Below are 25507 nucleotides of genomic sequence, written 5' to 3' on the forward strand. Positions count from 1 at the left end.
CGTGTGGTGCGCCACAGTTGTTCAATCGGGGCCGTGAATCCTGCGCCTGTCATTCCTTATTGACGCCGTAACGGACATTGCGGGCGCCCGTGATCACGCCTGTGATCACGTTCTTTCGCCATAACGTCCGAATTGCCCCCCACCTACCATCGGTTGAGATGATTGGCCAAGCCCGGTTCTCAGGGGCCTCTCATCAATGTGGCGGAGGTCACGGAACGGTTACCGGGAAGCGTGCGTCTCGTGCGCGGGTCGAGGTCGCCCGAGTTCGTGAACGTGTGCACGCGTCCACATCACCCCTCACTCCTCCCTCTGACGTGTGAACGCGGTCCTCTATCAAGGCCGTCCGTCCATCGCGAATTTGCATGCAGGGGAACCCTCTTGATATGGAGACGCCTGCTCGGCACCCCCTCCCGCCTGCGTCGACGGTCGAAAATGTCACCTCTGGTGATCAGCTGAACGCTTCGAGTGCGAAGATCACCACTCATCCGACTTCATGATCGATCGTCAGGTGGTGGAGATCACAAAGCTTGTGTAATACCCCGTGTCGCAGATCACAGAGCGACGGGCATAAGATGCGAGGCAGCTGGGCTTGTGACCTGCTTCACATGTTCGCGATCTTCGCCCGGGACGTGCGGGGTTCGTGTGACGGATGAGGCGAGTGGGCCCGGTCGAACCGCCACCAGTCAGTGCCGACTGAGAGGAGCGAGGAGCGGTGAACGCGTATGCGCCCATCCTCGTACTGGGAGCCCTCGGGGCAGGCTTTGCGATCTTCTCCGTGGTCATGGCCACGCTGATCGGTCCGAAGCGGTACAACCGCGCCAGGCTCGAAGCCTACGAGTGCGGAATCGAGCCGACCCCCACGCCGGCCGGCGGCGGGCGTTTCCCGATCAAGTACTACCTGACGGCGATGCTCTTCATCGTCTTCGACATCGAGATCGTCTTCCTCTACCCCTGGGCCGTCACCTTCGACGCCCTGGGTGTTTTCGGGCTCGTGGAGATGCTGCTCTTCGTGCTCACCGTCTTCGTCGCGTACGCGTACGTATGGCGGCGCGGCGGCCTGGAATGGGACTGAGGGGCTTTTAAGTCATGGGACTCGAAGAAAAGCTGCCGAGCGGTTTCCTGCTGACCACCGTCGAGCAGGCCGCGGGCTGGGTGCGCAAGGCGTCCGTCTTCCCCGCCACCTTCGGCCTCGCCTGCTGCGCCTTCGAAATGATGACGGCGGGAGCGGGCCGGTACGACCTGGCGCGGTTCGGCATGGAGGTCTTCCGCGGCTCTCCGCGCCAGGCCGACCTGATGATCGTCGCCGGCCGGGTCAGCCAGAAGATGGCGCCCGTCCTGCGGCAGGTCTACGACCAGATGCCCAACCCCAAGTGGGTGATCTCCATGGGCGTCTGCGCCTCCTCGGGCGGCATGTTCAACAACTACGCCATCGTCCAGGGCGTCGACCACATCGTCCCGGTCGACATCTACCTGCCCGGCTGCCCGCCCCGCCCCGAGATGCTGCTGGACGCGATCCTCAAGCTCCACCAGAAGATCCAGAGCTCCAAGCTCGGCGTCAACGCGCAGGAAGCGGCCCGCGAGGCGGAGGAGGCGGCGCTGAAGGCCCTGCCCACGATCGAGATGAAGGGGCTGCTGCGGTGAGCGACGCGAACGGCCACAACGGGGCCAATCCCGAGAAGGACCTCGCCACCGACAACCTCCCCGGCCAGCGCGGCCAGGGCGGCGAGGAGATCCGCGTCCAGCGCGGCATGTTCGGCGCCAACAACGGCGGCGACACCTCCGGCTACGGCGGCCTGGTCCGCTCCGTCCGGCTCCCCGGGCCGGCGGCCCGCCCGTACGGCGGTTGGTTCGACGAGGTCGCCGACGAGCTGGAGGGTGCCCTGGAGGAACAGGGCCTGCTGCCCGCCAACGCCATCGAGAAGACGGTCGTCGACCGCGGCGAGGTCACCTTCCACATCGAACGCGAGCACCTGCTGCGCGTCGCCCGCACCCTGCGCGACGACCCCGCGCTCCGCTTCGAGCTGTGCACCGGCGTCAGCGGCGTCCACTACCTCCACGACAAGGGCCGCGAGCTGCACGCCGTCTACCACCTGCGCTCGATCACCCACAACCGGCTGATCCGGCTGGAGGTCAGCGCCCCGGACGCCGACCCGCACATCCCGTCCCTGGTCTCCGTCTATCCGACCAACGACTGGCACGAACGGGAGACCTACGACTTCTTCGGGATCGTCTTCGACGGTCACCCGGCCCTGACCCGCATCCTCATGCCGGACGACTGGCAGGGCCATCCGCAGCGCAAGGACTACCCCCTCGGCGGCATCCCCGTCGAGTACAAGGGCGCCCAGATCCCGGCTCCGGACCAGCGGAGGTCGTACTCGTGAGCACACAGTCAGCATCCGCCGCGTCGACCGCCTCGGCGCGCGAGACCACCGAGGGCACCGTATATACGGTCACCGGTGGCGACTGGGACGAGATCGTCCAGTCCGCGGCCCGCGCCGACGACGAACGCATCGTCGTCAACATGGGTCCCCAGCACCCCTCCACCCATGGGGTGCTCCGGCTGATCCTGGAGATCGACGGCGAGACCGTCACCGAGACCCGCTGCGGCGTCGGCTATCTGCACACCGGCATCGAGAAGAACCTCGAGTACCGCACGTGGACGCAGGGCTCCGCCTTCGTCACGCGCATGGACTACCTGACGTCCTTCTTCAACGAGACCGCCTACTGTCTCGCCGTCGAGAAACTCCTCGGCATCGAGGAGCAGGTCACCGACCGCGCCACGATCATCCGGGTGCTCCTGATGGAGCTGAACCGGATGTCCTCGCACCTGGTCGCCATCGCCACCGGCGGCATGGAGCTGGGCGCCACCACGCTCATGATCTACGGATTCCGTGATCGTGAAATGATTCTCGACCTCTTCGAGCTGATCACCGGCCTGCGGATGAACCACGCGTACATCCGCCCCGGCGGACTCGCCCAGGACCTGCCGCCCGGCGCGGTCGACCAGATCCGCGAATTCATCAAGAAGATGCGGAAGAACCTCCCCGAGTACGACAAGCTCGCCACCGGGAACCCCGTCTTCAAGGGCCGCATGCAGGGCATCGGCTATCTCGACCTGGCTGGCTGCATGGCCCTCGGCGCCACCGGCCCCATCCTGCGGGCCACCGGCCTGCCGCACGACCTGCGTAAATCCCAGCCCTACTGCGGCTACGAGAACTACGACTTCGACGTCGCCGTCGCCGACACCTCGGACGCCTACGGCCGTTTCCTGATCCGCCTGGAGGAGATGCGCCAGTCGCTCAGGATCGTCGAGCAGTGCCTGGACCGGCTCCAGCCCGGGCCGGTCATGGTCGCCGACAAGAAGATCGCCTGGCCCGCGCAGCTCGCCCTGGGACCGGACGGACTCGGCAACTCCCTCGACCACATCAAGAAGATCATGGGCACCTCCATGGAGGCCCTGATCCACCACTTCAAGCTGGTCACCGAGGGCTTCCGGGTCCCGCCCGGACAGGTCTACACGGCCATCGAGTCGCCCAAGGGCGAACTCGGGGCGCACGTCGTCTCCGACGGCGGCACCCGCCCCTACCGGGTCCACTTCCGCGACCCGTCCTTCGCCAACCTGCAGGCCATCGCGGCGATGTGTGAGGGCGGCCAGGTCGCCGACGTCATCGTCGTCATCGCGTCCATCGACCCGGTACTGGGAGGCGTCGACCGGTGAACACCTCTTCTTCGGAGCGGGGCGTCAGCCTGGGCATGCCCGAGCTGCCCGCGCCCGCGTATCCGGACGACGTCCGGGCCCGGCTGGAGACGGACGCGCGCGACATCATCGCGCGCTACCCCGACTCCCGGTCCGCGCTGCTGCCGCTGCTGCATCTCGTGCAGTCGGAGGAGGGGCATGTCACCCGCACCGGCATGCAGTTCTGCGCCGACGTGCTGGAGCTGACCACGGCGGAGGTCACCGCGGTCGCCACCTTCTACACGATGTACCGGCGCAAGCCCTCCGGCGACTACCAGGTGGGCGTCTGCACCAACACGCTGTGCGCGGTGATGGGCGGCGACGCCATCTTCGAGACCCTCCAGGAGCACCTGGGCGTCGGCAACGGCGAGACCACCGACGACGGCAGCGTCACCCTGGAGCACATCGAGTGCAACGCGGCCTGCGACTTCGCACCGGTCGTGATGGTCAACTGGGAGTTCTTCGACAACCAGACCCCGGCGAGCGCCCGGCGCCTGGTCGACGACCTGCGCGCGGGCCGGGACGTCGAGCCCACCCGCGGGGCCCGGCTGTGCACCTTCAAGGAGACCGCGCGGATCCTGGCCGGCTTCCCCGACGAGCGGCCCGGGGCCGTCGAGGAGAGCGGAAGCGCCGGACCCGCCTCGCTGGTGGGCCTCCACCTGGCCAGGGGAGAGTCCGCACCCGCGCGCGTGGTCCATCCGCGCCCGGGTCCGCAGGACCGGACGGTGCACGAGCCGTCGCCGGCCGAGCACCTCAGTTCCCATGACGCGCCGCAGGAGACCTCGGCCTCCGACCCGTCGCACCCGGCAGGGCCTGCCGCCGAGGAGGGGGAGTGATGACGGTGGTACCCGATCTCAAGGACACCAGCCCCGAGAAGCTGCTCGCACCCGTGCTGTCGGCCTTCTGGGACGAGGACCGGTCCTGGACGCTGGACGTCTACCGGCGGCACGACGGATACGAGGGCCTCCGCAAGGCGCTCGCCATGTCACCGGACGACCTGATCGCCTACGTCAAGGAGTCCGGACTACGCGGCCGGGGCGGCGCGGGATTCCCCACCGGAATGAAGTGGCAGTTCATTCCGCAGGGGGACGGCAAACCGCACTATCTGGTTGTCAACGCCGACGAGTCGGAGCCCGGGACCTGCAAGGACATCCCGCTCCTCTTCGCGAACCCGCACAGCCTCATCGAGGGCATCGTGATCGCGTGCTACGCCATCCGGTCGTCGCATGCCTTCATCTATCTGCGTGGTGAAGTCGTACCGGTCCTGCGGCGGTTGCACGAGGCCGTGCGCGAGGCCTACGCGGCCGGCTACCTCGGCGAGAACGTCCTGGGCAGCGGTCTCGACCTGGAGCTCACCGTGCACGCCGGCGCCGGCGCGTACATCTGCGGTGAGGAGACCGCACTGCTCGACTCGCTCGAAGGCCGCCGTGGTCAACCGCGACTGCGTCCCCCCTTCCCGGCGGTCGAAGGGCTCTATGCCTGCCCGACTGTTGTGAACAACGTCGAGTCCATCGCCTCGGTTCCCGCCATCCTGCACAAGGGCAAGGACTGGTTCAGGTCGATGGGGAGCGAGAAGTCGCCCGGCTTCACGCTCTACTCGCTGAGCGGCCACGTCACCAGCCCCGGCCAGTACGAGGCACCGCTCGGCATCACCCTGCGCCAGCTCCTCGACATGAGCGGGGGGATGCGCACCGGCCACCGTCTGAAGTTCTGGACACCGGGCGGCTCCTCGACGCCCATGTTCACCGACGAGCACCTCGACGTCCCTCTCGACTACGAAGGGGTGGGGGCGGCCGGTTCCATGCTCGGCACCAAGGCCCTCCAGTGCTTCGACGAGACCACCTGCGTCGTGCGCGCGGTCACCCGCTGGACCGAGTTCTACGCGCACGAGTCCTGCGGCAAGTGCACCCCGTGCCGTGAAGGCACCTACTGGCTGGTGCAGTTGCTGCGCGACATCGAGGCCGGCAAGGGCGTCATGTCCGACCTCGACAAGCTGAACGACATCGCCGACAACATCAACGGCAAGTCCTTCTGCGCCCTCGGCGACGGCGCCGCGTCCCCGATCTTCTCCTCGCTGAAGTACTTCCGCGAGGAGTACGAACAGCACATCACGGGCCGGGGCTGCCCCTTCGACCCGGCCAAGTCGACGGCCTGGGCGGACCGCCCGGAGGTGAACGCATGACCGTGACCACGAGTTCCCCCTCCTCGGGGGGGACGGCGGCGGTCCCGCCGCAGGACCTCGTCACGCTGACGATCGACGGCGTGGAGATCAGCGTGCCCAAGGGCACCCTGGTCATCCGCGCCGCCGAGCAGCTCGGCATCGAGATCCCGCGCTTCTGCGACCACCCCCTGCTGGACCCGGCCGGCGCCTGCCGCCAGTGCATCGTCGAGGTCGAGGGCCAGCGCAAGCCCATGGCGTCCTGCACGATCACCTGCACCGACGGCATGGTGGTGAAGACCCATCTCACCTCCCCGGTCGCCGAGAAGGCCCAGCACGGGGTGATGGAGCTGCTGCTCATCAACCACCCGCTGGACTGCCCGGTCTGCGACAAGGGCGGCGAGTGCCCGCTGCAGAACCAGGCGATGTCGCACGGCAACGCCGAGTCCCGTTTCGACGGCAAGAAGCGCACCTTCGAGAAGCCCCTCCCCATCTCCACCCAGGTGCTCCTCGACCGTGAGCGGTGCGTGCTGTGCGCGCGCTGCACCCGGTTCTCCAACCAGGTCGCCGGCGACCCGATGATCGAGCTCCTGGAACGCGGCGCGCTCCAGCAGGTCGGCACCGGCGAGGGCGACCCGTTCGAGTCGTACTTCTCCGGGAACACCATCCAGATCTGCCCGGTGGGCGCGCTGACCTCGGCGGCGTATCGCTTCCGCTCCCGCCCCTTCGACCTGATCTCCTCGCCGTCCGTGTGCGAGCACTGCTCGGGCGGCTGCGCCACCCGCACCGACCACCGGCGCGGCAAGGTCATGCGGCGGCTCGCCGCCAACGACCCCGAGGTCAACGAGGAGTGGATCTGCGACAAGGGGCGCTTCGGGTTCCGGTACGCGCAGCAGAAGGACCGCCTGGAGACCCCGCTGGTCCGCAACGCGCAGGGCGTGCTCGAACCCGCCTCCTGGCCGGAGGCGCTCGACGCGGCCGCCCAGGGTCTGGCCGCTGCCCGTTCCCGGGCCGGTGTCCTCACCGGCGGCCGGCTCGCCGTCGAGGACGCCTACGCGTACAGCAAGTTCGCGCGCGTGGCGCTCGACACCAACGACATCGACTTCCGCGCGCGCGTGCACAGCAGCGAGGAGGCCGACTTCCTGGCCGCCCGGATCGCAGGCCGCGGCCGCGACCTCGACGGTACGGGCGTCACCTACACCTCGCTGGAACAGGCGCCCGCCGTGCTGCTGGTCGGGTTCGAGTCGGAGGAGGAGGCGCCCGGCGTCTTCCTGCGGCTGCGCAAGGCCTGGCGCAAGCACAAGCAGAGGGTGTTCTCGCTCGCCACGCACGCCACGCGCGGCCTGGAGAAGACCGGCGGCACGCTGCTGCCGGCCGCGCCCGGCACCGAGACCGAATGGCTGGACGCGCTCGCGAGCGGCGTCGGCCTGGAGGAGCCCGGCACCCAGGCCGCCGAGGCGCTGCGCACCGAGGGCGCGGTGATCGTCGTGGGCGAGCGGCTGGCATCGGTCGTCGGCGGCCTGACCGCCGCCGTACGGGCCGCCACCGCCACCGGCGCGCAGCTGGTGTGGATCCCGCGCCGGGCCGGTGAGCGCGGCGCGATCGAGGCGGGCGCGCTGCCGGCGCTGCTGCCCGGCGGACGCCCGGCCACCGACCCACGCGCGCGTGACGAGGTCGCCGCCGCCTGGGGCGTGTCCGAACTCCCGCTCCGCTACGGCCGCGACACCGGCCAGATCATCGAGGCCGCCGCCCGCGGCGAACTCTCCGCCCTGCTGGTCGCCGGCGTCGAGGTCACCGACCTGCCCGACCCCACGCGCGCGCGTGCCGCACTCGAAGCCGTCGGCTTCCTGGTCTCGCTGGAGCTGCGGCCCAGCGAGGTCACCGAGCGCGCCGACGTCGTCCTCCCGGTCGCCGCCGTCGCCGAGAAGGCCGGCACCTTCCTCAACTGGGAAGGCCGGGTGCGGTTCTTCGAGGCCGCGCTCAAGCCCGAGCAGATGACCCGGCGGCTCGCGCCCACCGACGCGCGCGTGCTGCAGATGCTCGCCGACGCCATGGACGTCCACCTCGGCCTGCCCGACCTGCGCACCACGCGCGCGGAACTCGACCGGCTCGGCGCCTGGGACGGGCCGAAGGCCTCCGAGCCGCTGGAGACGGCGGGACCGCTGCCGCGGCCGGCGGCCGGGGAGGCCGTGCTCGCCGGACACCGGCTCCTGCTCGACCAGGGCGTCCTCCAGGAAGGCGACGAGGCCCTCGCCGGCACCCGGCACGCCGCCCACGCCCGCCTGTCCGCCGCGACCGCCGCCGAGGCCGGCATCGGGAACGGCGAGATGGTCGCCGTCACCTCGGGCGCCGGCACCGTCGCACTCCCGCTCAGGATCACCGAGATGCCCGACCGCGTGGTCTGGCTCCCGCTGAACTCCGTGGGCGGCGGCGTCGCCTCCGACACCGGGGCGCTGCCCGGCGCACTCGTCCGCATCGGCCCGGCGGCCACCGCCGGTGAGGCCCCGAAGGAGGTGGAGGCATGAGCCCGTACCCGTACCTCGCTGCTGAAGACCTCTCCATGTTCGGCCGCGACCCCTGGTGGCTGGTCGTCGTCAAGGCGGTCTTCTGCTTCGCCTTCCTGATGGTGACCGTGCTGGTCTCCATCGTCATGGAGCGCAAGGTCATCGCCTGGATGCAGCTGCGCATCGGCCCCAACCGGCACGGCCCCTGGGGCATGCTCCAGTCGCTCGCCGACGGCGTGAAGCTGATGCTCAAGGAAGACCTCATCGTCAAACGCGCGGACAAGGCCGTCTACATCCTCGCGCCGATCGTCGCGGCCATCCCGGCGTTCATGGCCATCGCGGTCATCCCGTTCGGACCGGCCGACAACGAGGTCTCGATCTTCGGCCACCGCACCACGATGCAGCTCACCGACCTGCCGATCGCGATGCTCTACATCCTCGCGGTCGCCTCCGTCGGCATCTACGGCATCGTCCTCGCCGGCTGGAGCTCCGGATCCACCTACCCGCTCCTCGGCGGCCTGCGCTCCTGCGCGCAGATGATCTCCTACGAGATCGCCATGGGCGCCGCGTTCGCGTCGGTGTTCCTGTACTCGGGCTCGATGTCGACGTCCACGATCGTCGACCAGCAGCAGGGCCGCTGGTACATCGTGCTGCTGCCGGTCTCGTTCATCCTCTACGTCGTCACCATGGTCGGCGAGACCAACCGCGCCCCCTTCGACATGCCGGAGTCCGAGGGCGACCTGGTCGGCGGCTTCAACACCGAGTACTCGTCGATCAAGTTCGCGATGTTCATGCTCGCCGAGTACGTCAACATGGTGACGGTCGCTGCCGTGTCGACGACGCTCTTCCTCGGCGGCTGGCGCGCCCCCTGGCCGATCAGCACCGTCTGGGCGGGCGCCAACCACGGCTGGTGGCCGATGCTCTGGTTCGTCGCCAAGGTCGTCGTGCTGCTGTTCGTCTTCGTCTGGCTGCGCGCCAGCCTTCCGCGGGTGCGCTACGACCAGCTGATGAAGCTCGGCTGGAAGGTCCTCATCCCGGTCTCGGTCGTCTGGCTGATGCTCGTCGCCACCGTAAGGACCCTCCGCAACGAGAACTACGGCTTCAGCGACATCGCCCTCTACGTCGGCGGCGGAATCCTCGCTCTGCTGGTCCTGTCCTTCGTCGTCGACATGTTCCGCGACAAGGGCGGCAAGGAGGGCGCGGAGCCCGCCGCCGAGCCGGTCGCGTTCGACCCGATGGCAGGCGGGTTCCCCGTGCCGCCGCTGCCCGGACAGGAGCTGCCGCCGGTGCCCCGGCGCAGCCCGCGCCGGGAGCGGGAGCTGATTGTCAGTGGTGGACCGGACACTGTCAGTGACGGATCTACGGATGGAAAGGAGGCGTCCGATGACTGAGGAGCCCAAGGAGACCGAGCCCGGTTTCCTGAACCCCGTCGCCGGCTTCGGCGTGACCTTCAAGGCCATGTTCAAGAAGCGGCTGACCGAGCAGTACCCGGAGCAGAAGAAGACCACGGCTCCGCGGTTCCACGGACGGCACCAGCTCAACCGCCATCCGGACGGCCTGGAGAAGTGCGTCGGCTGCGAACTGTGCGCCTGGGCCTGCCCCGCCGACGCCATCTACGTGGAGGGCGCCGACAACACCGACGAGGAGCGTTACTCGCCGGGTGAGCGCTACGGCCGCGTCTACCAGATCAACTACGCCCGCTGCATCCTGTGCGGCCTGTGCATCGAGGCGTGCCCCACGCGCGCGCTCACGATGACCAACGAGTTCGAGCTCGCCGACACCAGCCGCGCCAACCTCATCTACACCAAGGAGCAGCTGCTCGCCGGCCTCGAAGAGGGCATGGTCGACAGCCCGCACGCGATCTTCCCGGGCACCGACGAACAGGACTACTACCGGGGCCTGGTGACCGAGGCCGCGCCCGGGACCGTCCAGCAGGTGGCCGTCTCGAAGGGCGAGAAGCCGGAGGAAGAGGGGGTGGAGGCATGATGGGCCCGCAGCTCGCCGCCTACGCCGCCTCCACCGGGGAGGCCTTCCAGTTCTGGGTCCTCGGCACCGTCGCCGTGTTCGGCGCCCTGGGCACCGTCCTCATGAAGAGGGCCGTGCACAGCGCCCTCTGTCTCGCCGGCACCATGATCATCCTGGCGGTGTTCTACCTCGCCAACGGCGCCTACTTCCTGGGCATCGTGCAGATCGTCGTCTACACCGGCGCGATCATGATGCTGTTCCTCTTCGTGGTGATGCTGGTCGGCGTGACCGCCGCCGACTCCCTGACCGAGACCATCAAGGGCCAGCGCTGGCTGGCCCTTCTCTGTGGGGTCGGCTTCGGCGTCCTGCTCTTCGCGGGCATCGCCAACGCCTCCCTCAAGAACTTCAACGGCACCGGCCAGGCCAACGCCAACGGCAATGTGGAGGGCCTCGCCGCCCTCATCTTCACCAAGTACGTCTTCGCCTTCGAAATCACCGGTGCCCTGCTCATCACCGCGGCCGTCGGCGCCATGGTGCTCACCCACCGCGAGCGCACCGAGCGCGCCAAGACCCAGCGCGAGCAGTCCGAACAGCGCGTCCGCGAAGGCAAGCACTTGCCGCCGCTGCCCGCCCCCGGCGTCTACGCCCGGCACAACGCCGTCGACATCGCCGGCCTGCTGCCCGACGGCACGCCGTCCGAGCTCACGGTCAACAAGACGCTGCGTGACCGCGGCCAGATCCGCGACGTGTCCGCGGAGGCCCTCAACGACCTGCGGGCCCTGGAACAGCGCGCCGAGGAACGGCTGGAGCGGACGCCGATCGAGCCGGAGAACCTCAAGCGGCCCGAGGAGGCGTCGAAGTGAACCCGGTCTACTACCTCTATCTCGCCGCCCTGTTGTTCACGATCGGCGCCACCGGTGTGCTGATCAGACGAAATGCGATCGTCGTCTTCATGTGCGTCGAGCTGATGCTCAACGCCTGCAACCTCGCGTTCGTCGTCTTCTCCCGCATGCACGGCAATCTCGACGGCCAGATCATCGCCTTCTTCACGATGGTCGTCGCCGCCGCGGAGGTCGTGGTCGGGCTCGCGATCATCGTGTCGCTGTTCCGTACCCGCCACTCGGCCTCGGTCGACGACGCCAGCCTGATGAAGCTGTAAGGGGTCGCTGAATCGTGGAGAACCTCATTGCGCTGCTGATCGCGGCGCCCCTGCTCGGAGCGGCCGTCCTCCTGGTCGGCGGCCGCCGCCTGGACGGCGTGGGCCACTGGATCGGCACGCTCCTGTCGACGACCTCCTTCGTGTTCGGCGTGATCCTCTTCGCCGACCTGCTGGGCAAGAACGCCGAACACCGCACCCTGATGCAGCACCTGTTCACCTGGGTCCCGGTGGCCGGCTTCCAGGCGGACGTCACCTTCCGCCTCGACCAGCTGTCGATGACGTTCGTCCTGCTGATCACCGGCGTCGGCTCGCTCATCCACCTGTACTCGATCGGGTACATGGAGCACGACGAGCGCCGCCGCCGCTTCTTCGGCTACCTCAACCTGTTCCTCGCGGCGATGCTGCTGCTCGTCCTCGCCGACAACTACCTGCTGCTGTACGTCGGCTGGGAGGGCGTCGGCCTCGCCTCGTACCTGCTGATCGGCTTCTGGCAGCACAAGCCCAGCGCGGCCACCGCCGCGAAGAAGGCCTTCCTGGTCAACCGGGTCGGCGACATGGGCCTGTCGATCGCGATCATGCTGATGTTCACGACGTTCGGCACCTTCGCCTTCGGGCCGGTCCTCAGCCACGCGACCGACGCCTCCGAGGGCAGGCTCACCGCGATCGGCCTGATGCTGCTGCTCGCCGCCTGCGGCAAGTCCGCCCAGGTCCCGCTGCAGTCCTGGCTCGGGGACGCCATGGAAGGCCCGACCCCGGTCTCGGCCCTCATCCACGCGGCGACCATGGTCACCGCCGGCGTCTACCTCATCGTCCGCTCCGGAGCGATCTTCAACGCGGCGCCGGACGCACAACTCGTCGTCACCGTCGTCGGCGCCGTCACGCTCCTGTTCGGTGCGATCGTCGGTTGCGCGAAGGACGACATCAAGAAGGCCCTCGCCGGTTCGACCATGTCGCAGATCGGCTACATGGTGCTCGCCGCCGGCCTCGGTCCGATCGGCTACGTCTTCGCGATCATGCACCTGGTGACGCACGGCTTCTTCAAGGCCGGACTGTTCCTCGGCGCCGGTTCCGTCATGCACGGCATGAACGACGAGGTCGACATGCGCAAGTACGGCGGCCTGCGCAAGTACATGCCGGTCACCTTCATCACCTTCGGCCTCGGCTACCTCGCCATCATCGGCTTCCCGGGCCTGTCCGGCTTCTTCTCCAAGGACAAGATCATCGAGGCGGCGTTCGCCAAGGGCGGCACCGAGGGCTGGATCCTCGGCGCCTGCGCCCTGCTCGGCGCGGCCATCACCGCCTTCTACATGACGCGCGTGATGCTGATGACGTTCTTCGGCGAGAAGCGCTGGGAGCCCGACGAGCACGGCCACGAGCCGCACCCGCACGAGTCCCCGAAGGTCATGACCATCCCGATGATCGTGCTGGCGATCGGCTCGGTCTTCGGCGGCGCGTTCTTCAGCATCGGCGACCGGTTCCTGCACTGGCTGGAGCCGATCACCGGTCACAGCGAGGGCGACTCCCCGCTGAGCGCGACCACGGTCACCGGCGCCACCATGGTGTGCCTGGTCATCGGCGTCGGCATCGCCTACCTCCAGTACGGCCGCCGTCCCGTCCCGGCCGTCGCCCCGCGCGGTTCGCTGCTCACCCGCGCGGCCCGCCGCGACCTCCTCCAGGACGACTTCAACCACGTCGTCCTGGTCCGCGGCGGCGAACACCTCACCCGCTCCCTGGTCTACGTCGACCACACCCTGGTCGACGGGGTCGTCAACGGCACGGCGGCGGGCTTCGGCGGGCTGTCCGGCCGACTGCGCAAGCTCCAGAACGGCTACGCGCGCTCGTACGCGGTCTCGATGTTCGGCGGCGCTGCCCTCCTGGTCGCCGCGACCCTGCTGATGAGGGCGGTCTGATACCGATGTCCTTTCCTCTGCTGACAGCGACGGCGGCGCTCCCCGCCGTCGGGGCGGTCGCGACGGCCGCCGTACCGGCCGCACAGCGCACCGCCGCCAAATGGCTCGCGCTGCTGGTCTCGCTCGGCACGCTCGCGCTGGCGATCGTCGTCCTGGTCCGCTTCGACCCGGGCGGCAGCCGCTACCAGCTCACCGAGTCCCACGCCTGGATCTCGGACTTCGGTGTCCGCTACGAACTGGGCGTCGACGGCATCGCGGTCGCCCTGCTCGCGCTCACCGCCCTGCTGATCCCGTTCATCATCCTCGCGGGCTGGCACGACGCCGACCCGCTGGAGACCGGCAGCAAGCGGTGGCGGCCCACCCAGGGCTTCTTCGCCCTGATCCTGGCCGTCGAGGCGATGGTGATCATCTCCTTCGAGGCCACCGACGTCTTCCTCTTCTACATCTTCTTCGAAGCCATGCTGATCCCGATGTACTTCCTCATCGGCGGCTTCGGGGACCGTGCCCACGCGGGCTCCGACGAGAACGCGGCGGCCCAACGGTCGTACGCGGCCGTGAAGTTCCTCCTCTACAACCTGGTCGGCGGCCTGATCATGCTGGCCGCGGTGATCGGCCTCTACGTGGTCGCCGGGAACTTCTCCCTCGCGGAGATCGCGCAGGCCCGCGCGAACGGCTCGCTGCACATGGCGACCAGCACCGAACGCTGGCTGTTCCTCGGCTTCTTCTTCGCCTTCGCGGTGAAGGCGCCGCTGTGGCCGCTGCACACCTGGCTGCCCAACGCCATGCAGGAGTCCACCGCCCCGGTCGCCGTCCTCATCACGGCGGTCGTCGACAAGGTGGGCACGTTCGCGATGCTCCGCTTCTGCCTCCAGCTGTTCCCGGAGGCCTCGAAGTGGGCGACGCCCGCCATCCTCGTCCTCGCCGTGATCAGCATCATCTACGGCGCCCTGCTCGCCGTCGGCCAGCGGGACATCAAGCGTCTGGTCGCCTACGCGTCCATCTCGCACTTCGGCTTCATCATCCTGGGCATCTTCGCGATGACCAGCCAGGGCCAGTCCGGCGCCACCCTCTACATGGTCAACCACGGCATCTCCACGGCCGCGCTGATGCTGGTCGCCGGCTTCCTGATCTCCCGGCGCGGCTCGCGGCTCATCGCCGACTACGGCGGTGTGCAGAAGGTCGCCCCGGTGCTCGCCGGCACCTTCCTGATCGGCGGCCTGGCCACCCTGTCGCTGCCGGGTCTCGCCCCCTTCGTGAGCGAATTCCTGGTCCTGGTCGGCACGTTCACGCGCTACCCGGCCATCGGCATCATCGCCACCCTCGGCATCGTCCTCGCCGCGCTCTACACCCTCGTCCTCTACCAGCGGACGATGACGGGCCCGGTGAAACCGGAGGTCTCCGCGATGCCCGACCTGCGCGCGCGTGAACTCGTGGTCGTCACCCCGCTGATCGTTCTGCTGATCTTCCTGGGCGTCTACCCGAAGCCCGTCACGGACATCGTCAACCCGGCGGTCAAACAGACCATGTCGGACGTACACAAGACCGACCCCAAGCCCGCAGTGGAGGCGGCCAAGTGAGCGCAGCAGCCGTCCACAGCCTGTGGACAACCGCGGCCGAGCCGATCTCGAAGATCGACGCGCCGAAGATCGAATACGGACAATTGTCCCCCACCCTGATCGTGCTCGGCGCGGCGATCGTCGGGGTGCTCGTCGAGGCGTTCGTCCCGCGCAAATCCCGCTACTACGCGCAGGTCTTCGTCTCCGCCGTCGCGCTGTGCGCGGCCTTCGCGGCGGTCGTCGCACTGGCCGCGGACGGATACGGCACCACCAAGGCGCACATCGCCGCCATGGGCGCGATCGCCGTCGACGGACCGTCCCTGTTCCTGCAGGGCACCATCCTGCTGGCCGGTCTGCTCGGCCTGTTCACCTTCGCCGAACGCCGCCTCGACCCGGCCGCACACGGCAACCGCGTCGACTCCTTCGCCGCACAGGCCGCCTCGGTGCCCGGCAGCGACAGCGAGAAGGCCGCGGTGAAGGCCGGCTTCACCACCACCGAGGTCTTCCCGCTGCTCCTCTTCGCGATCGCCGGCATGCTGGTGTTCCCCTCGGCCAACGACCTGCTGACGCTCTTCGTGGCCCTGGAGGTCTTCTCCCTCCCGCTCTACCTGATGTGCGCCCTGGCCCGCCGCAAGCGCCTGATGTCCCAGGAAGCCGCGGTCAAGTACTTCCTGCTCGGCGCCTTCGCCTCCGCGTTCACCCTGTTCGGCATCGCCCTGCTGTACGGCTACGCCGGCTCGGTGTCGTACGCCACCATCTCCCAGGTCGTCGACGGCACCGTCACCAGCATCGACCCCGCCCTCGCCGACACCATGGGCAACGACGCGCTGCTCCTGATCGGCACCGCGATGGTCGTCATGGGCCTGCTCTTCAAGGTCGGCGCGGTCCCCTTCCACATGTGGACGCCCGACGTCTACCAGGGCGCGCCCACCCCGGTGACCGGCTTCATGGCAGCGGCGACCAAGGTGGCCGCGTTCGGCGCGCTGCTGCGCCTGCTGTACGTCGTGCTGCCCGGTCTGCGCTGGGACTGGCGGCCGGTCATGTGGGGCGTCGCGATCATCACCATGCTGGGCGGCGCGATCGTCGCGATCACCCAGACCGACATCAAGCGACTGCTCGCGTACTCGTCGATCGCGCACGCCGGATTCATCCTCGCGGGTGTCATCGCGACCTCGAAGGACGGCGTGTCGTCCGTCCTGTTCTACCTGGCCGGGTACTCCTTCGTGACCATCGGCGCCTTCGCCGTGGTCACCCTGGTGCGCGACGCCGGCGGAGAGGCCACGCACCTGTCCAAGTGGGCCGGCCTCGGCCGCCGCTCGCCGCTGGTCGCGGCCGTCTTCGCGGTGTTCCTGCTGGCCTTCGCGGGTATCCCGCTGACCTCCGGCTTCGCCGGGAAGTTCGCCGTGTTCAAGGCGGCGGCGGAGGGCGGGGCGGCCCCGCTGGTCGTGGTCGGTGTGATCTCGTCGGCGATCGCCGCGTTCTTCTACATCCGCGTGATCGTGCTGATGTTCTTCAGCGAGCCCAGGCCCGACGGCCCCACGGTCGCCGTTCCGTCACCGCTGACCATGGCGACGATCGGCGTCGGCGTCGCGGTCACGCTGGTGCTCGGCGTGGCACCGCAGTACTTCCTGGACCTGGCGAGCCAGGCGGGAGTCTTCGTGCGCTGACCCGTCCGGTACGGCCGTGGGCCCCGGTTCCCTCCGAGGAACCGGGGCCCACGCGTGCGTGGACGGCCCTGCGCCGCAGGGCCACGGGCTGCCGGCACCTGCGGCGGGCCGGCCGCGGTCGTGGCTACGGGCAGGTCACCGTCGGGTTCCACGGCGCGAACAGACCGCTCGGATTGTCCTTCCAGATCCAGGCGTGCAGCGTGTACACGGAACCCACCCCGTCGAGGGTCGCCGGCCCCTGGAAGGTCTGCCCGAACAGCGTCGGCGCGGTGGCGGTGGTGTCGGCGCGCACGATCCACTCCACCCCCACCAGGGCCCGGCCGCCGTTGCCGTCGGTCTCGTAGAGGAGACCCGCGGGCTCGGCCGGGTCGAGGCTGCCGACATGGGAGGGGTTCACGTAGTGGTAGCCCGCGCCTGCCCTGCCGGTCCCGGTGTCCTGGGCGCACTCGCCGATGGGCCGGTATCCGTCCGTGACCGCGAAGGGCTCGTACTGGTAGTCCGTGGTCGCCGTGTACGTCGGGGTCAGATCCGTCCACATGAACGGGTCGGCCTCGGGGACGGGAGCCGCGTCGGCGGGAACCGCGGCCAGAGCGAACGGCACGGCCAGCGCCAGAACGGCGCCGGCGGTGCGGGACCTGAGAGACATCCTGATGCTCCTTGGGGCGGAAGAGGCACGCGAGTGCGGCGCCTCCGTACAGCGCGGGCCTCCCCGGTCCCGCCCGTGCAGCATGGCCCGCGCCGCTTCCGGGCCGCCACGCGAGGACGGCCAAAGGACTGAACGGCCCAAGGACTGAGGACACCCCCGGACGGGGGATACCACCGGACGGGGGATACCGCCCCGCGTCCCGCCCCGTACCCACTCCCCGCGTCCCTCCGGCTTCCGTCCCGTGTCCCTCTCCCGTACGGCGGGCCTGTGGATAACTCCGGCGCTGTCGGTCCGTGCCCCTATCGTGGAGGCAGTGGTCGAGGGACGACGTACGGGGGACACGACGATGGGTGGGACGGGCGGAACCGACGAGATGCCAGGGACGACCGAGCCGCCGGGGACGCGGCAGACGCCCGGACCGGCGGACAGCGAGGCACTGGCCACGCTGCACAGGGTTTTCGGGTACGACGCCTTCCGGGGCGAGCAGGAAGCGATCATCGAGCATGTGGTGGCCGGCGGAGACGCCGTCGTCCTCATGCCCACCGGCGGCGGAAAGTCGCTGTGCTACCAGATCCCCGCCCTGGTCAGACCCGGTACGGGCATCGTGATCTCACCGCTCATCGCCCTCATGCAGGACCAGGTGGACGCCCTGCGCGCCCTCGGTGTGAACGCCGGGTTCGTCAACTCCACCCAGGACTTCGACGAGCGGCGCGTGGTCGAGGCCCAGTTCCTCGCCGGTGAGCTCGACCTGCTCTACCTCGCGCCGGAGCGGCTGCGCCTGGACTCCACGCTGGACCTGCTGGCCCGCGGCAAGATCTCCGTCTTCGCGATCGACGAGGCACACTGCGTCTCCCAGTGGGGCCACGACTTCCGCCCCGACTATCTGGCCCTCTCCCTCCTCGGCGAGCGCTGGCCGGACGTCCCGCGCATCGCGCTCACGGCGACCGCCACCCACGCGACCCACGAAGAGATCACCCAGCGGCTGCACATGCCGGCCGCCCGGCACTTCGTGGCCAGCTTCGACCGGCCCAACATCCAGTACCGGATCGTCCCCAAGGCCGACCCCAAGAAGCAGCTGCTCACCTTCCTCCGGCAGGAACACGCAGGTGACGCGGGCATCGTCTACTGCCTCTCCCGCAAGTCGGTCGACTCCACGGCGGAATTCCTGTCCCGCAACGGCATCGAGGCCGTCCCCTACCACGCCGGCCTGGACGCGGGCACCCGCGCGGCCCACCAGTCCCGCTTCCTGCGCGAGGACGGCCTGGTCGTGGTCGCCACCATCGCCTTCGGAATGGGCATCGACAAACCCGACGTCCGGTTCGTCGCCCACCTCGACCTGCCCAAGTCCGTCGAGGGCTACTACCAGGAGACCGGCCGCGGCGGCCGCGACGGCCTGCCCTCCACCGCCTGGATGGCCTACGGCCTCAACGACGTCATACAGCAGCGCAAACTCATCCAGTCCGGCGAGGGCGACGAGGCGTTCCGCCGCCGCGCCCAGGCCCACCTCGACTCGATGCTCGCCCTGTGCGAGACCGCCCAGTGCCGCCGCGGACAACTCCTCAACTACTTCGGCCAGGACCCCGCCCCGGCCGGCTGCGGCAACTGCGACACCTGCCTCACGCCGCCGGAGACTTGGGACGGCACCGTCGCCGCCCAGAAGGTCCTCTCCACGGTCGTACGACTGCAGCGCGAACGCGGGCAGAAGTTCGGCGCCGTCCAGATCGTCGACATCCTGCTCGGCAAGCGCACCGCCAAGGTCATCCAGTTCGACCACGACCAGCTGTCCGTCTTCGGTATCGGCACCGACCTCGACGAGGGCGAATGGCGGGGCGTCGTCCGGCAGCTGCTCGCCCAGGGGCTGCTGGCCGTCGAGGGCGAGTACGGCACGCTCGTGCTCACCGAGGCCAGCGGGACGGTACTGCGGCGCGAGCGCGACGTCCCGCTCCGCAAGGAGCCGAAGAAACCTGTGGTCTCCCGGTCCTCGGGGACATCCGGCTCCTCCGGGGCTTCCGGCAAGGGCAAGGCGAAGGCGGCCGTGGCAGAGCTGCCCGAGGATCTGCTCCCGGCGTTCGAGGCACTGCGCGCCTGGCGTGCCGAACAGGCCCGCGAACAGGGCGTACCGGCGTACGTGATCTTCCACGACGCCACGCTCAGGGAGATCGTCGGCCGATGGCCCGAGTCGGTAGCCGAACTGGCCACCGTCGGCGGCATCGGCGAGAAGAAGCTCATGACCTACGGGGAGGGCGTGCTCGGGGTGCTGGCGTCCCTGAAGGCACCGTCCTCCCCGGCCCCGGCCCCGGTCCCGGCCCCCGAGGTGGCGGGAGGCGGGGACGAGGACCACTGGCCCGAGATGGATGCCGAGCCGGAGCCGGAGGACTGGGTATAGCCCGATCCGGCCGCGGGGCGGGGGCCCTGTTCAGAGCCCTCGCGCCGCGTACGCCCTGACGTCCGCGTCCGAGTCCGCCGTCGCCGTGGCCAGCGCCGCGCGGGCCTCCTCGACACCGGTGTGCCGGGTCAGGGCGAGGACGGCCGCCTTGCGGACGTCGGCGTTCGGATCGGCGAGCGACTTGGCGAGGGCCGGCACCGCCACGGCGGCACCCGCCGCACCCAGCGCCCTGGCGGCACCGACCCGCACCTGCCAGGCCGGGTCGGCCAGCGCGGCCACGGCGCTCCCGGCCAGCGACGGCGGGCAGCCGACGCCGGCCAGCGCCTCGTAGGCGGCGCCGCGGACGAGAACGTCGGAGTCACCCGTGAGGGTGGTGAGGGCGCCCAGGACACCGTCCTCCTGATCGGTGGCGCGCGAGGCCCCCACCGTTCCGAGGGCCTTCGCCACCGTCACCCGTACCTCCCGGGACGGATCCGCGACCGCGCCGGCCAAGGGCTCGGCGGCGTCCACCGAGACCAGCGCCCGCACCGCCTCGATCCGCACCGCCGGATCGGCATCGGGCAGAGCGGAAGCGAACAGACCGGCGTCACCCAGACGCAGCGCCCGCAGCAGGTCCAGTGCAGCGGCCCGGACGACCGGATCGGCCACGGCGAGCGCGCCGGCGAGGGCGTCCCGCAGCGCCGGCTCGGGCGGAAGCGTCTCGACCAGCTCGCGCAACGAGGCAGCGGCGGCCGAACGCACCCCGGCATCGGGATCGGCCAGCGCACCGGCCAGCACCCGCCCGGTACCCGCCGGTGCCGTCTCCGTCAGCACCGACACGGCGGTACGCCGGACCGAGGGATCGAGATCCGTCAAGTAGGGCTCAAGAGCAGCTAGTTCGGGCTCCTCCTCGGCGAGGGCGAGGAGCTCCAGAAGGCGGGGTGAGGCCGACTCGGCCCGGTCGGACACCACGGGCCGAGCGGCGGCGGCCGCCACCGGCCCCGTGGCCACCGGCGGCACATCACGGCCGCCCGCCGTCGCCACGTCCAGCGGACGCACCTCGCCGATGTGCCGGGACGGACCGCCGACTGGGGTGAACTCCTCGACCGGCACCAGATACGGAGCCACGGGACGAGCCGTGAACTCCATCGCACCAGAGGGGGACTTGTGCAGATCGAGATGGTGGAACCAGGAGGCGTCGTCACGCTCGGGGTGATCGAGCCGGTCGTGGTAGAAACCCCAGCGGGATTCCGTACGGGCCAGGGAGGCGCGGGCGGCCATCTCCGCGCAGTCGCGGATGAAACTCACCTCGGCGCAGCGCATCAGCTCGTGCGCGGTGCGGGCGCCCAGGCCGGCGATGTCGTCCCGCATCCGCTCGAAGGACTCCAGGGCGAGGGAGAGCCGGGCCCCGGACTTCGGCGGAGCCACGTAGTCGTTGACGAAGCGGCGCAGCTTGTACTCGACCTGGGTCTGCGGCGGGCCGTCCGGGTTGCGCAGCGGACGGTAGATCAACTCGTGCGCCTCACGCACCTGCTCGGCCGGCAACTCCCCCTCGTACGCCGTGTACTGGGCGGCGTCCGCACCTGCCAGGTCACCGAAGACGAACGCGCCGATCATGTAGTTGTGCGGGACGCAGGCCAGGTCACCGGCGGCGTACAGCCCAGGGACGGTCGTACGGGCGTGGTCGTCGACCCGGACCCCGGAGGCGGAGTGCCCCCCGCACAGGCCGATCTCGGAAATGTGCATCTCGACGTCATGGGTCCGGTAGTCGTGCCCCCGCCCGGCGTGGAAGGTGCCACGGGTGGGCCGCTCGGTGGAGTGCAAAATGGACTCCAGGGCGGAGACCGACTCCTCGGGGAGATGGCTCAGCTTCAGGTAGACCGGACCGCGGTCGGAGGCGACCTCGGCGGCGAACTCGGCCATCATCTGCCCCGACCAGTAGTCGGAGTCGACGAACCGCTCACCGTGCCGGTTGACCTGGTAGCCGCCGAACGGATTGGCGACGTAGGCACAGGCAGGCCCGTTGTAGTCCTTGATCAGGGGATTGATCTGGAAGCACTCGATCCCGGTCAGCTCGGCACCGGCGTGGTAGGCCATGGCGTAACCGTCACCGGCGTTGGTCGGATTCTCGTACGTCCCGTACAGGTAGCCGGAAGCGGGCAGCCCCAGCCGCCCGGCCGCACCGGTCGCGAGAACCACCGCACCCGCGCGGACGGTCACGAACGCGCCGGTGCGCGTGTTGAAGCCCACCGCACCCACCGCGCGCCCCTGCGCCGTCAGCACGCGCACCGGCATCACCCGGTTCTCGATACGGATCCGCTCCCGCATCTCACGACGCCGCAACTGCCGGTACAGGACCTTCTTGACATCCTTGCCTTCCGGCATCGGCAGTACGTACGAGCCGGAGCGATGCACCTGGCGGACCGCGTACGCGCCATGCTCGTCCTTCTCGAACTTGACCCCGTACGACTCCAGGCGCTGGACCATGGCAAAACCACGCGTCGCCGTCTGCCGGACCGTGGACTGGTCGACGATCCCGTCGTTGGCGCGGGTGATCTCGGCGACGTAGTCGTCGGGCTCGGCACGCCCCGGGACGACCGCGTTGTTGACCCCGTCCATCCCCATGGCGAGCGCACCGGAGTGCCGGACATGGGCCTTCTCCAGAAGCAGCACCCTCGCACCGCGCTCGGCGGCGGTCAGGGCGGCCATGGTGCCGGCGGTGCCACCGCCGACGACGAGAACGTCGCAGGTCATTTCCTCGGCGTCGCTGACGGTGGGAATCTCCAGGGGAGCGTTCGCGGGGATGGTCACCGGGATGCCTTTCAGATGCCGAGCGAGGAGAGGACAGCGCGGCGCAGGGCCACGCGAGCCGGGTCGTCCAGGGCGCCCCGGTCACGGGGACGCGGAACGTCCCGTACGGAGGCCACACGGCCGGCCGCGAGCAGAGCGACCCGGTCACCGAGGAAGAGCGCCTCGTCCACGTCGTGGGTGACGAAGACGACGGTCGCACCCGTACCGCCCAACACCTCCACCAGCAGGTCCTGCATGCCGGAACGGGTCTGGGCGTCGAGCGCGCCGAACGGTTCATCCATGAGCACGGCCCGGGGCGAGCCGGCCAGCGCCCGCGCCAGCTGCGCCCGCTGGCGCTGCCCACCGGACACCCGGTGCGGCAACTGCCCCGCCTGCGCGGCCAGCCCGACCCGGGCCAGCCAGGACCCGGCCAGCGAGCGGCGCTTCGAACGCGTAACCCCCTTGATGGCGAGCGGCAGTTCGACATTGCCCCGCAACGTGCGCCAGGGCAGCAGCGCATCCTCTTGGAAGACCAGCGCCCGGTCGGCCGACGGCCCTGTCAACGGTTCGCCGTCCTGCTCGACCGTCCCGGCCAGCGGCGACAGCAGCCCGGCGAACGTCCGCAGCAGCGTCGACTTGCCGCACCCCGACGGCCCCACGACCGTGAGGATCTCGCCGGGACGGACATCCAGCGCGACATCGTGCAGCACCGGGGCGCCCGGACGGCCGAGCACGGCCGCGCCCAGGGCGAGCCGGGCACCCGGTGCGAGCGCCGGAGCGGCGACCTCAGACGAAGTGCTCATCGCGCGCCTCCTGATCGGTGTCGCTGCGGCCCTGCTGCTGGGCATCGGACTGCTGCTGGGACTCGCCGTCGGCCGCCACTGCGACCGGGGCGACGACGGCGGCCACCGGAGTGCGGGGCCGGCCGCCGGGGACGTACGACGTGCGGGGCAGCCAGCGGGTCAGACGCCGGCCGAGGAACTCGACGGCCGTGGAAGTGACCCAGCCGAGCACACCGATCGTGACCATCCCGACGAACACACCGGGGTAGTTGACGATCGTGTAGTCCTGCCAGGTGCGGTACCCGACGCCGTACTGCCCGGAGATCATCTCTGCGGAGATCACACAGATCCACGAGACACCGATACCGACCGACAGACCACCGAAAATGCCGGGCAAGGCACCCGGCAGCACCACCGAAGCCAGGATCCGCCACCGGCCACCGCCCATGGTTTGCACCGCCTCCTCCCACACGGGAGTGAGGGCACGCACCGCGTGCCGGGTGGAGACCATGACGGGGAAGAAGGCGGCGGTGCAGGTGATGAAGACGATGCCCTGCTCATTGGAGGGGAACAGGAGGATCGCGACGGGCACGAGAGCGATCGCCGGGATCGGGCGGATCACCTCCAGGACCGGGCCGAGCAGATCCTCGGCGAGGCGCGAGCGGGCCACGAGCACACCCGTCGCCACCCCCAGGACGGCCGCCAGCACGAAACCGGTGAGGATCCGGGTGAGGCTGTCGGCGAGGTCCGTCCAGTAGTCATCGCCGGAGATCCGGTCGGCGAAGGCATGAGCGATGTCGGTGACCGTCGGGAACTGCGAGAAACGCAGCCATAGATCGACCTTGAGGCTGGTCAGCAACTGCCACGCCCCGAGGGCGGCGGCCAGCGACGCCACCCGCAGGACATACCGGCTCACGACGCCCGCCGCAGCGCGTCGGCGTAACTGACGACCGCGGCGCCGCCGTGTGCGTCGACATACGCCTGCGCGATCGCCCGGGTCACGAACGGCAGCACCTGTTCTCCGTCGGCCACCCACACCGCCTTGTCGGCGAACCAGAGAGTGCCGGTGGTGGCGTCGGGTACGTAAGCGGCGCGAATGCCGTCGCTGTGCTCGGCGACGTACGCGAGCAACTTCTTGGGGGAGTCGAAGCCCGTCGTCTTCTCGCTTCCCTTGGCCCACACCTCGCTCGCGGACGGCGCCGATGCGGCGGCGAGCCGCTTGGCGTAGTCGGAGCTGCCGAGGGCCTTCTTCAGGTACTGGTCGTCGACGAACGAGTCCACGTCCACGTCACCGGTCAGCTCGGCGGCCTTGAGGACCGACACGTCCTGTTTCAACGCGGCGACGAGCGAGGGTTTGATGGCCGGGTCGAAGGTGGCGATGCCATGCGCGCCGTTGTAGAGGTAGACGACTTCGGCAGGCAGATCGGTCGCATCGGCGACCTTCTCGGCTGCGGTCACCGGATGGGCATCGAGGTAGTCGGTGGCCTCCGCCTGGGCTTTGAGGAACGCCTCCAGGACGGCGGGCCGCTGCTCGGCGAAGTCCTCGCGGGCTGTGACGCCATGGAAGGTGGGGAGGTTCAGCTGGGCGCCGTCGTACAGCGCCTTCGCCTTGCCCTGGTAGGCGAGCAGACCCGGCCACGCCACGAACTGCGACAGCGCGTCCACGCTGCCCGCCGCAAGGGCCGAAGCGCCCACCGCGGGCTGCTGGTTGAGTTTGGAGATGCCTTTGTCCGGGTCGATGCCGGCGCGTTGGAGGGCGCGGACGAGGGTGCCGTCGGCGGCGGAGCCGATGCTCGTCGAGACCTTCTTGCCCTTCAGGTCCGTCAGCGAGGTGAGCTTGGAGTCGGGTGCGGTGACCACGGTGTTGAGGCCGCCGCGGAGGTTGTAGCCGGTGACGGAGACCAGACGCGTGGGCTGCCCGAGCTGTTTGCCGCGGGCCGCGTTGAGCAGCAGCGGAAAGTCGCCCATGGAGCCGATGTCGATCTTCCCGGCCGTCATCTGCGCGGTGATCGGTGCGCCCGTGGCGTAGTCCTGCCAGTCGACCTTGTAGGTGTGGCCGTCATGGAGGGCGTTGAGCTGCTGCTCGAAGTAGCCGAGAGAACGCAGCAGGGTTCCCGCCGTGACGGTGTTGATGGTCTTGGACTGGTAGCCGACGGTGATGGTGACTGTCTTGCTGTCGCCCGCCACGGCGCTGCCGCCGCAGGCGGACAGAGGCAGCAGCAGGAGGGCTGCGGATGTGGCGATCGCTTTGCGTCTCATGGGAGTTGTG

The 25507-nt window shown here is 69.6% G+C and carries 20 protein-coding genes; 15 read left to right on the top strand and 5 right to left on the bottom strand.

The genetic code is table 11. The annotated features are described in order from the left end of the window. The first annotated feature begins 712 nt into the window (after positions 1–712). From ACWDGI_RS00785 to nuoN, 14 genes are read left to right on the top strand one after another with little or no spacing between them, the layout of a single operon-like run. Positions 713–1072, top strand: coding sequence for an NADH-quinone oxidoreductase subunit A (locus ACWDGI_RS00785; protein ID WP_086791863.1), 360 nt, complete (start codon positions 713–715; stop codon positions 1070–1072). A 14-nt stretch (positions 1073–1086) separates the two neighbouring features. Next, a complete protein-coding gene (locus ACWDGI_RS00790) occupies positions 1087–1641 on the top strand; it encodes a NuoB/complex I 20 kDa subunit family protein (RefSeq protein ID WP_450754012.1) in 555 nt (184 codons plus the stop codon). After that, the gene (locus tag ACWDGI_RS00795; RefSeq protein ID WP_450754014.1) at positions 1638–2381 is read left to right on the top strand and encodes an NADH-quinone oxidoreductase subunit C; all 744 of its coding nucleotides are present in this window, start codon (positions 1638–1640) and stop codon (positions 2379–2381) included. Before ACWDGI_RS00790 ends, ACWDGI_RS00795 begins: the two co-directional genes overlap by 4 nt. Next, positions 2378–3718, top strand: coding sequence for an NADH-quinone oxidoreductase subunit D (locus ACWDGI_RS00800; RefSeq protein WP_450754016.1), 1341 nt, complete (start codon positions 2378–2380; stop codon positions 3716–3718). The genes ACWDGI_RS00795 and ACWDGI_RS00800 overlap by 4 nt, the downstream gene beginning before the upstream one ends. Further along, positions 3715–4572, top strand: a complete 858-nt coding sequence (nuoE, locus tag ACWDGI_RS00805; RefSeq protein WP_450754018.1) for an NADH-quinone oxidoreductase subunit NuoE — start codon at positions 3715–3717, stop codon at positions 4570–4572. Before ACWDGI_RS00800 ends, nuoE begins: the two co-directional genes overlap by 4 nt. Next, a complete protein-coding gene (gene nuoF, locus ACWDGI_RS00810) occupies positions 4572–5918 on the top strand; it encodes an NADH-quinone oxidoreductase subunit NuoF (protein WP_450754020.1) in 1347 nt (448 codons plus the stop codon). The genes nuoE and nuoF overlap by 1 nt, the downstream gene beginning before the upstream one ends. Beyond that, complete coding sequence (locus ACWDGI_RS00815) at positions 5915–8419, top strand: NADH-quinone oxidoreductase subunit G (RefSeq protein ID WP_450754022.1); 2505 nt, start codon at positions 5915–5917, stop codon at positions 8417–8419. The genes nuoF and ACWDGI_RS00815 overlap by 4 nt, the downstream gene beginning before the upstream one ends. Then, positions 8416–9789, top strand: a complete 1374-nt coding sequence (nuoH, locus tag ACWDGI_RS00820; RefSeq protein ID WP_450754024.1) for an NADH-quinone oxidoreductase subunit NuoH — start codon at positions 8416–8418, stop codon at positions 9787–9789. The genes ACWDGI_RS00815 and nuoH overlap by 4 nt, the downstream gene beginning before the upstream one ends. Beyond that, positions 9782–10384 (top strand): NADH-quinone oxidoreductase subunit NuoI, encoded by a 603-nt coding sequence (gene nuoI / locus ACWDGI_RS00825; protein WP_450754026.1) that lies wholly within the window; start codon positions 9782–9784, stop codon positions 10382–10384. The genes nuoH and nuoI overlap by 8 nt, the downstream gene beginning before the upstream one ends. Next, positions 10384–11226, top strand: coding sequence for an NADH-quinone oxidoreductase subunit J (locus ACWDGI_RS00830; RefSeq protein WP_450755245.1), 843 nt, complete (start codon positions 10384–10386; stop codon positions 11224–11226). Before nuoI ends, ACWDGI_RS00830 begins: the two co-directional genes overlap by 1 nt. Then, positions 11223–11522 (top strand): NADH-quinone oxidoreductase subunit NuoK, encoded by a 300-nt coding sequence (nuoK, locus tag ACWDGI_RS00835; RefSeq protein WP_351318021.1) that lies wholly within the window; start codon positions 11223–11225, stop codon positions 11520–11522. Before ACWDGI_RS00830 ends, nuoK begins: the two co-directional genes overlap by 4 nt. A 14-nt stretch (positions 11523–11536) precedes the next feature. Next, positions 11537–13432, top strand: a complete 1896-nt coding sequence (nuoL, locus tag ACWDGI_RS00840; protein ID WP_450754028.1) for an NADH-quinone oxidoreductase subunit L — start codon at positions 11537–11539, stop codon at positions 13430–13432. Between the two features lie 5 nt (positions 13433–13437). Beyond that, positions 13438–15009, top strand: coding sequence for an NADH-quinone oxidoreductase subunit M (locus tag ACWDGI_RS00845; protein WP_450754030.1), 1572 nt, complete (start codon positions 13438–13440; stop codon positions 15007–15009). Continuing rightward, a complete protein-coding gene (gene nuoN / locus ACWDGI_RS00850; protein WP_450754032.1) occupies positions 15006–16655 on the top strand; it encodes an NADH-quinone oxidoreductase subunit NuoN in 1650 nt (549 codons plus the stop codon). The genes ACWDGI_RS00845 and nuoN overlap by 4 nt, the downstream gene beginning before the upstream one ends. Positions 16656–16779: 124 nt before the next feature. On the opposite strand, the gene ACWDGI_RS00855 is transcribed toward nuoN, so the two are convergent. Further along, positions 16780–17301, bottom strand: coding sequence for a hypothetical protein (locus ACWDGI_RS00855; protein ID WP_450754034.1), 522 nt, complete (start codon positions 17299–17301; stop codon positions 16780–16782). A 373-nt stretch (positions 17302–17674) separates the two neighbouring features. Here ACWDGI_RS00855 and recQ point away from each other — a divergent pair, with 373 nt between their 5' ends. After that, the gene (gene recQ / locus ACWDGI_RS00860; RefSeq protein WP_450754036.1) at positions 17675–19687 is read left to right on the top strand and encodes a DNA helicase RecQ; all 2013 of its coding nucleotides are present in this window, start codon (positions 17675–17677) and stop codon (positions 19685–19687) included. 30 nt (positions 19688–19717) lie between these two features. On the opposite strand, the gene ACWDGI_RS00865 is transcribed toward recQ, so the two are convergent. The 4 genes from ACWDGI_RS00865 to ACWDGI_RS00880 form a co-directional block, all read right to left on the bottom strand. Continuing rightward, positions 19718–22420, bottom strand: a complete 2703-nt coding sequence (locus ACWDGI_RS00865) for a fumarate reductase/succinate dehydrogenase flavoprotein subunit (protein ID WP_450755247.1) — start codon at positions 22418–22420, stop codon at positions 19718–19720. 68 nt (positions 22421–22488) lie between these two features. Then, positions 22489–23259, bottom strand: coding sequence for an ABC transporter ATP-binding protein (locus tag ACWDGI_RS00870; RefSeq protein ID WP_450754038.1), 771 nt, complete (start codon positions 23257–23259; stop codon positions 22489–22491). Beyond that, positions 23243–24154, bottom strand: a complete 912-nt coding sequence (locus ACWDGI_RS00875) for an ABC transporter permease (protein WP_450754040.1) — start codon at positions 24152–24154, stop codon at positions 23243–23245. Before ACWDGI_RS00875 ends, ACWDGI_RS00870 begins: the two co-directional genes overlap by 17 nt. Continuing rightward, on the bottom strand, positions 24151–25497 hold the full coding sequence (locus tag ACWDGI_RS00880) for an ABC transporter substrate-binding protein (protein ID WP_450754042.1): 1347 nt from the start codon (positions 25495–25497) through the stop codon (positions 24151–24153). Before ACWDGI_RS00880 ends, ACWDGI_RS00875 begins: the two co-directional genes overlap by 4 nt. Positions 25498–25507: the final 10 nt, after the last annotated feature.

It is taken from the genome of Streptomyces sp. NPDC001220 (assembly GCF_053597895.1).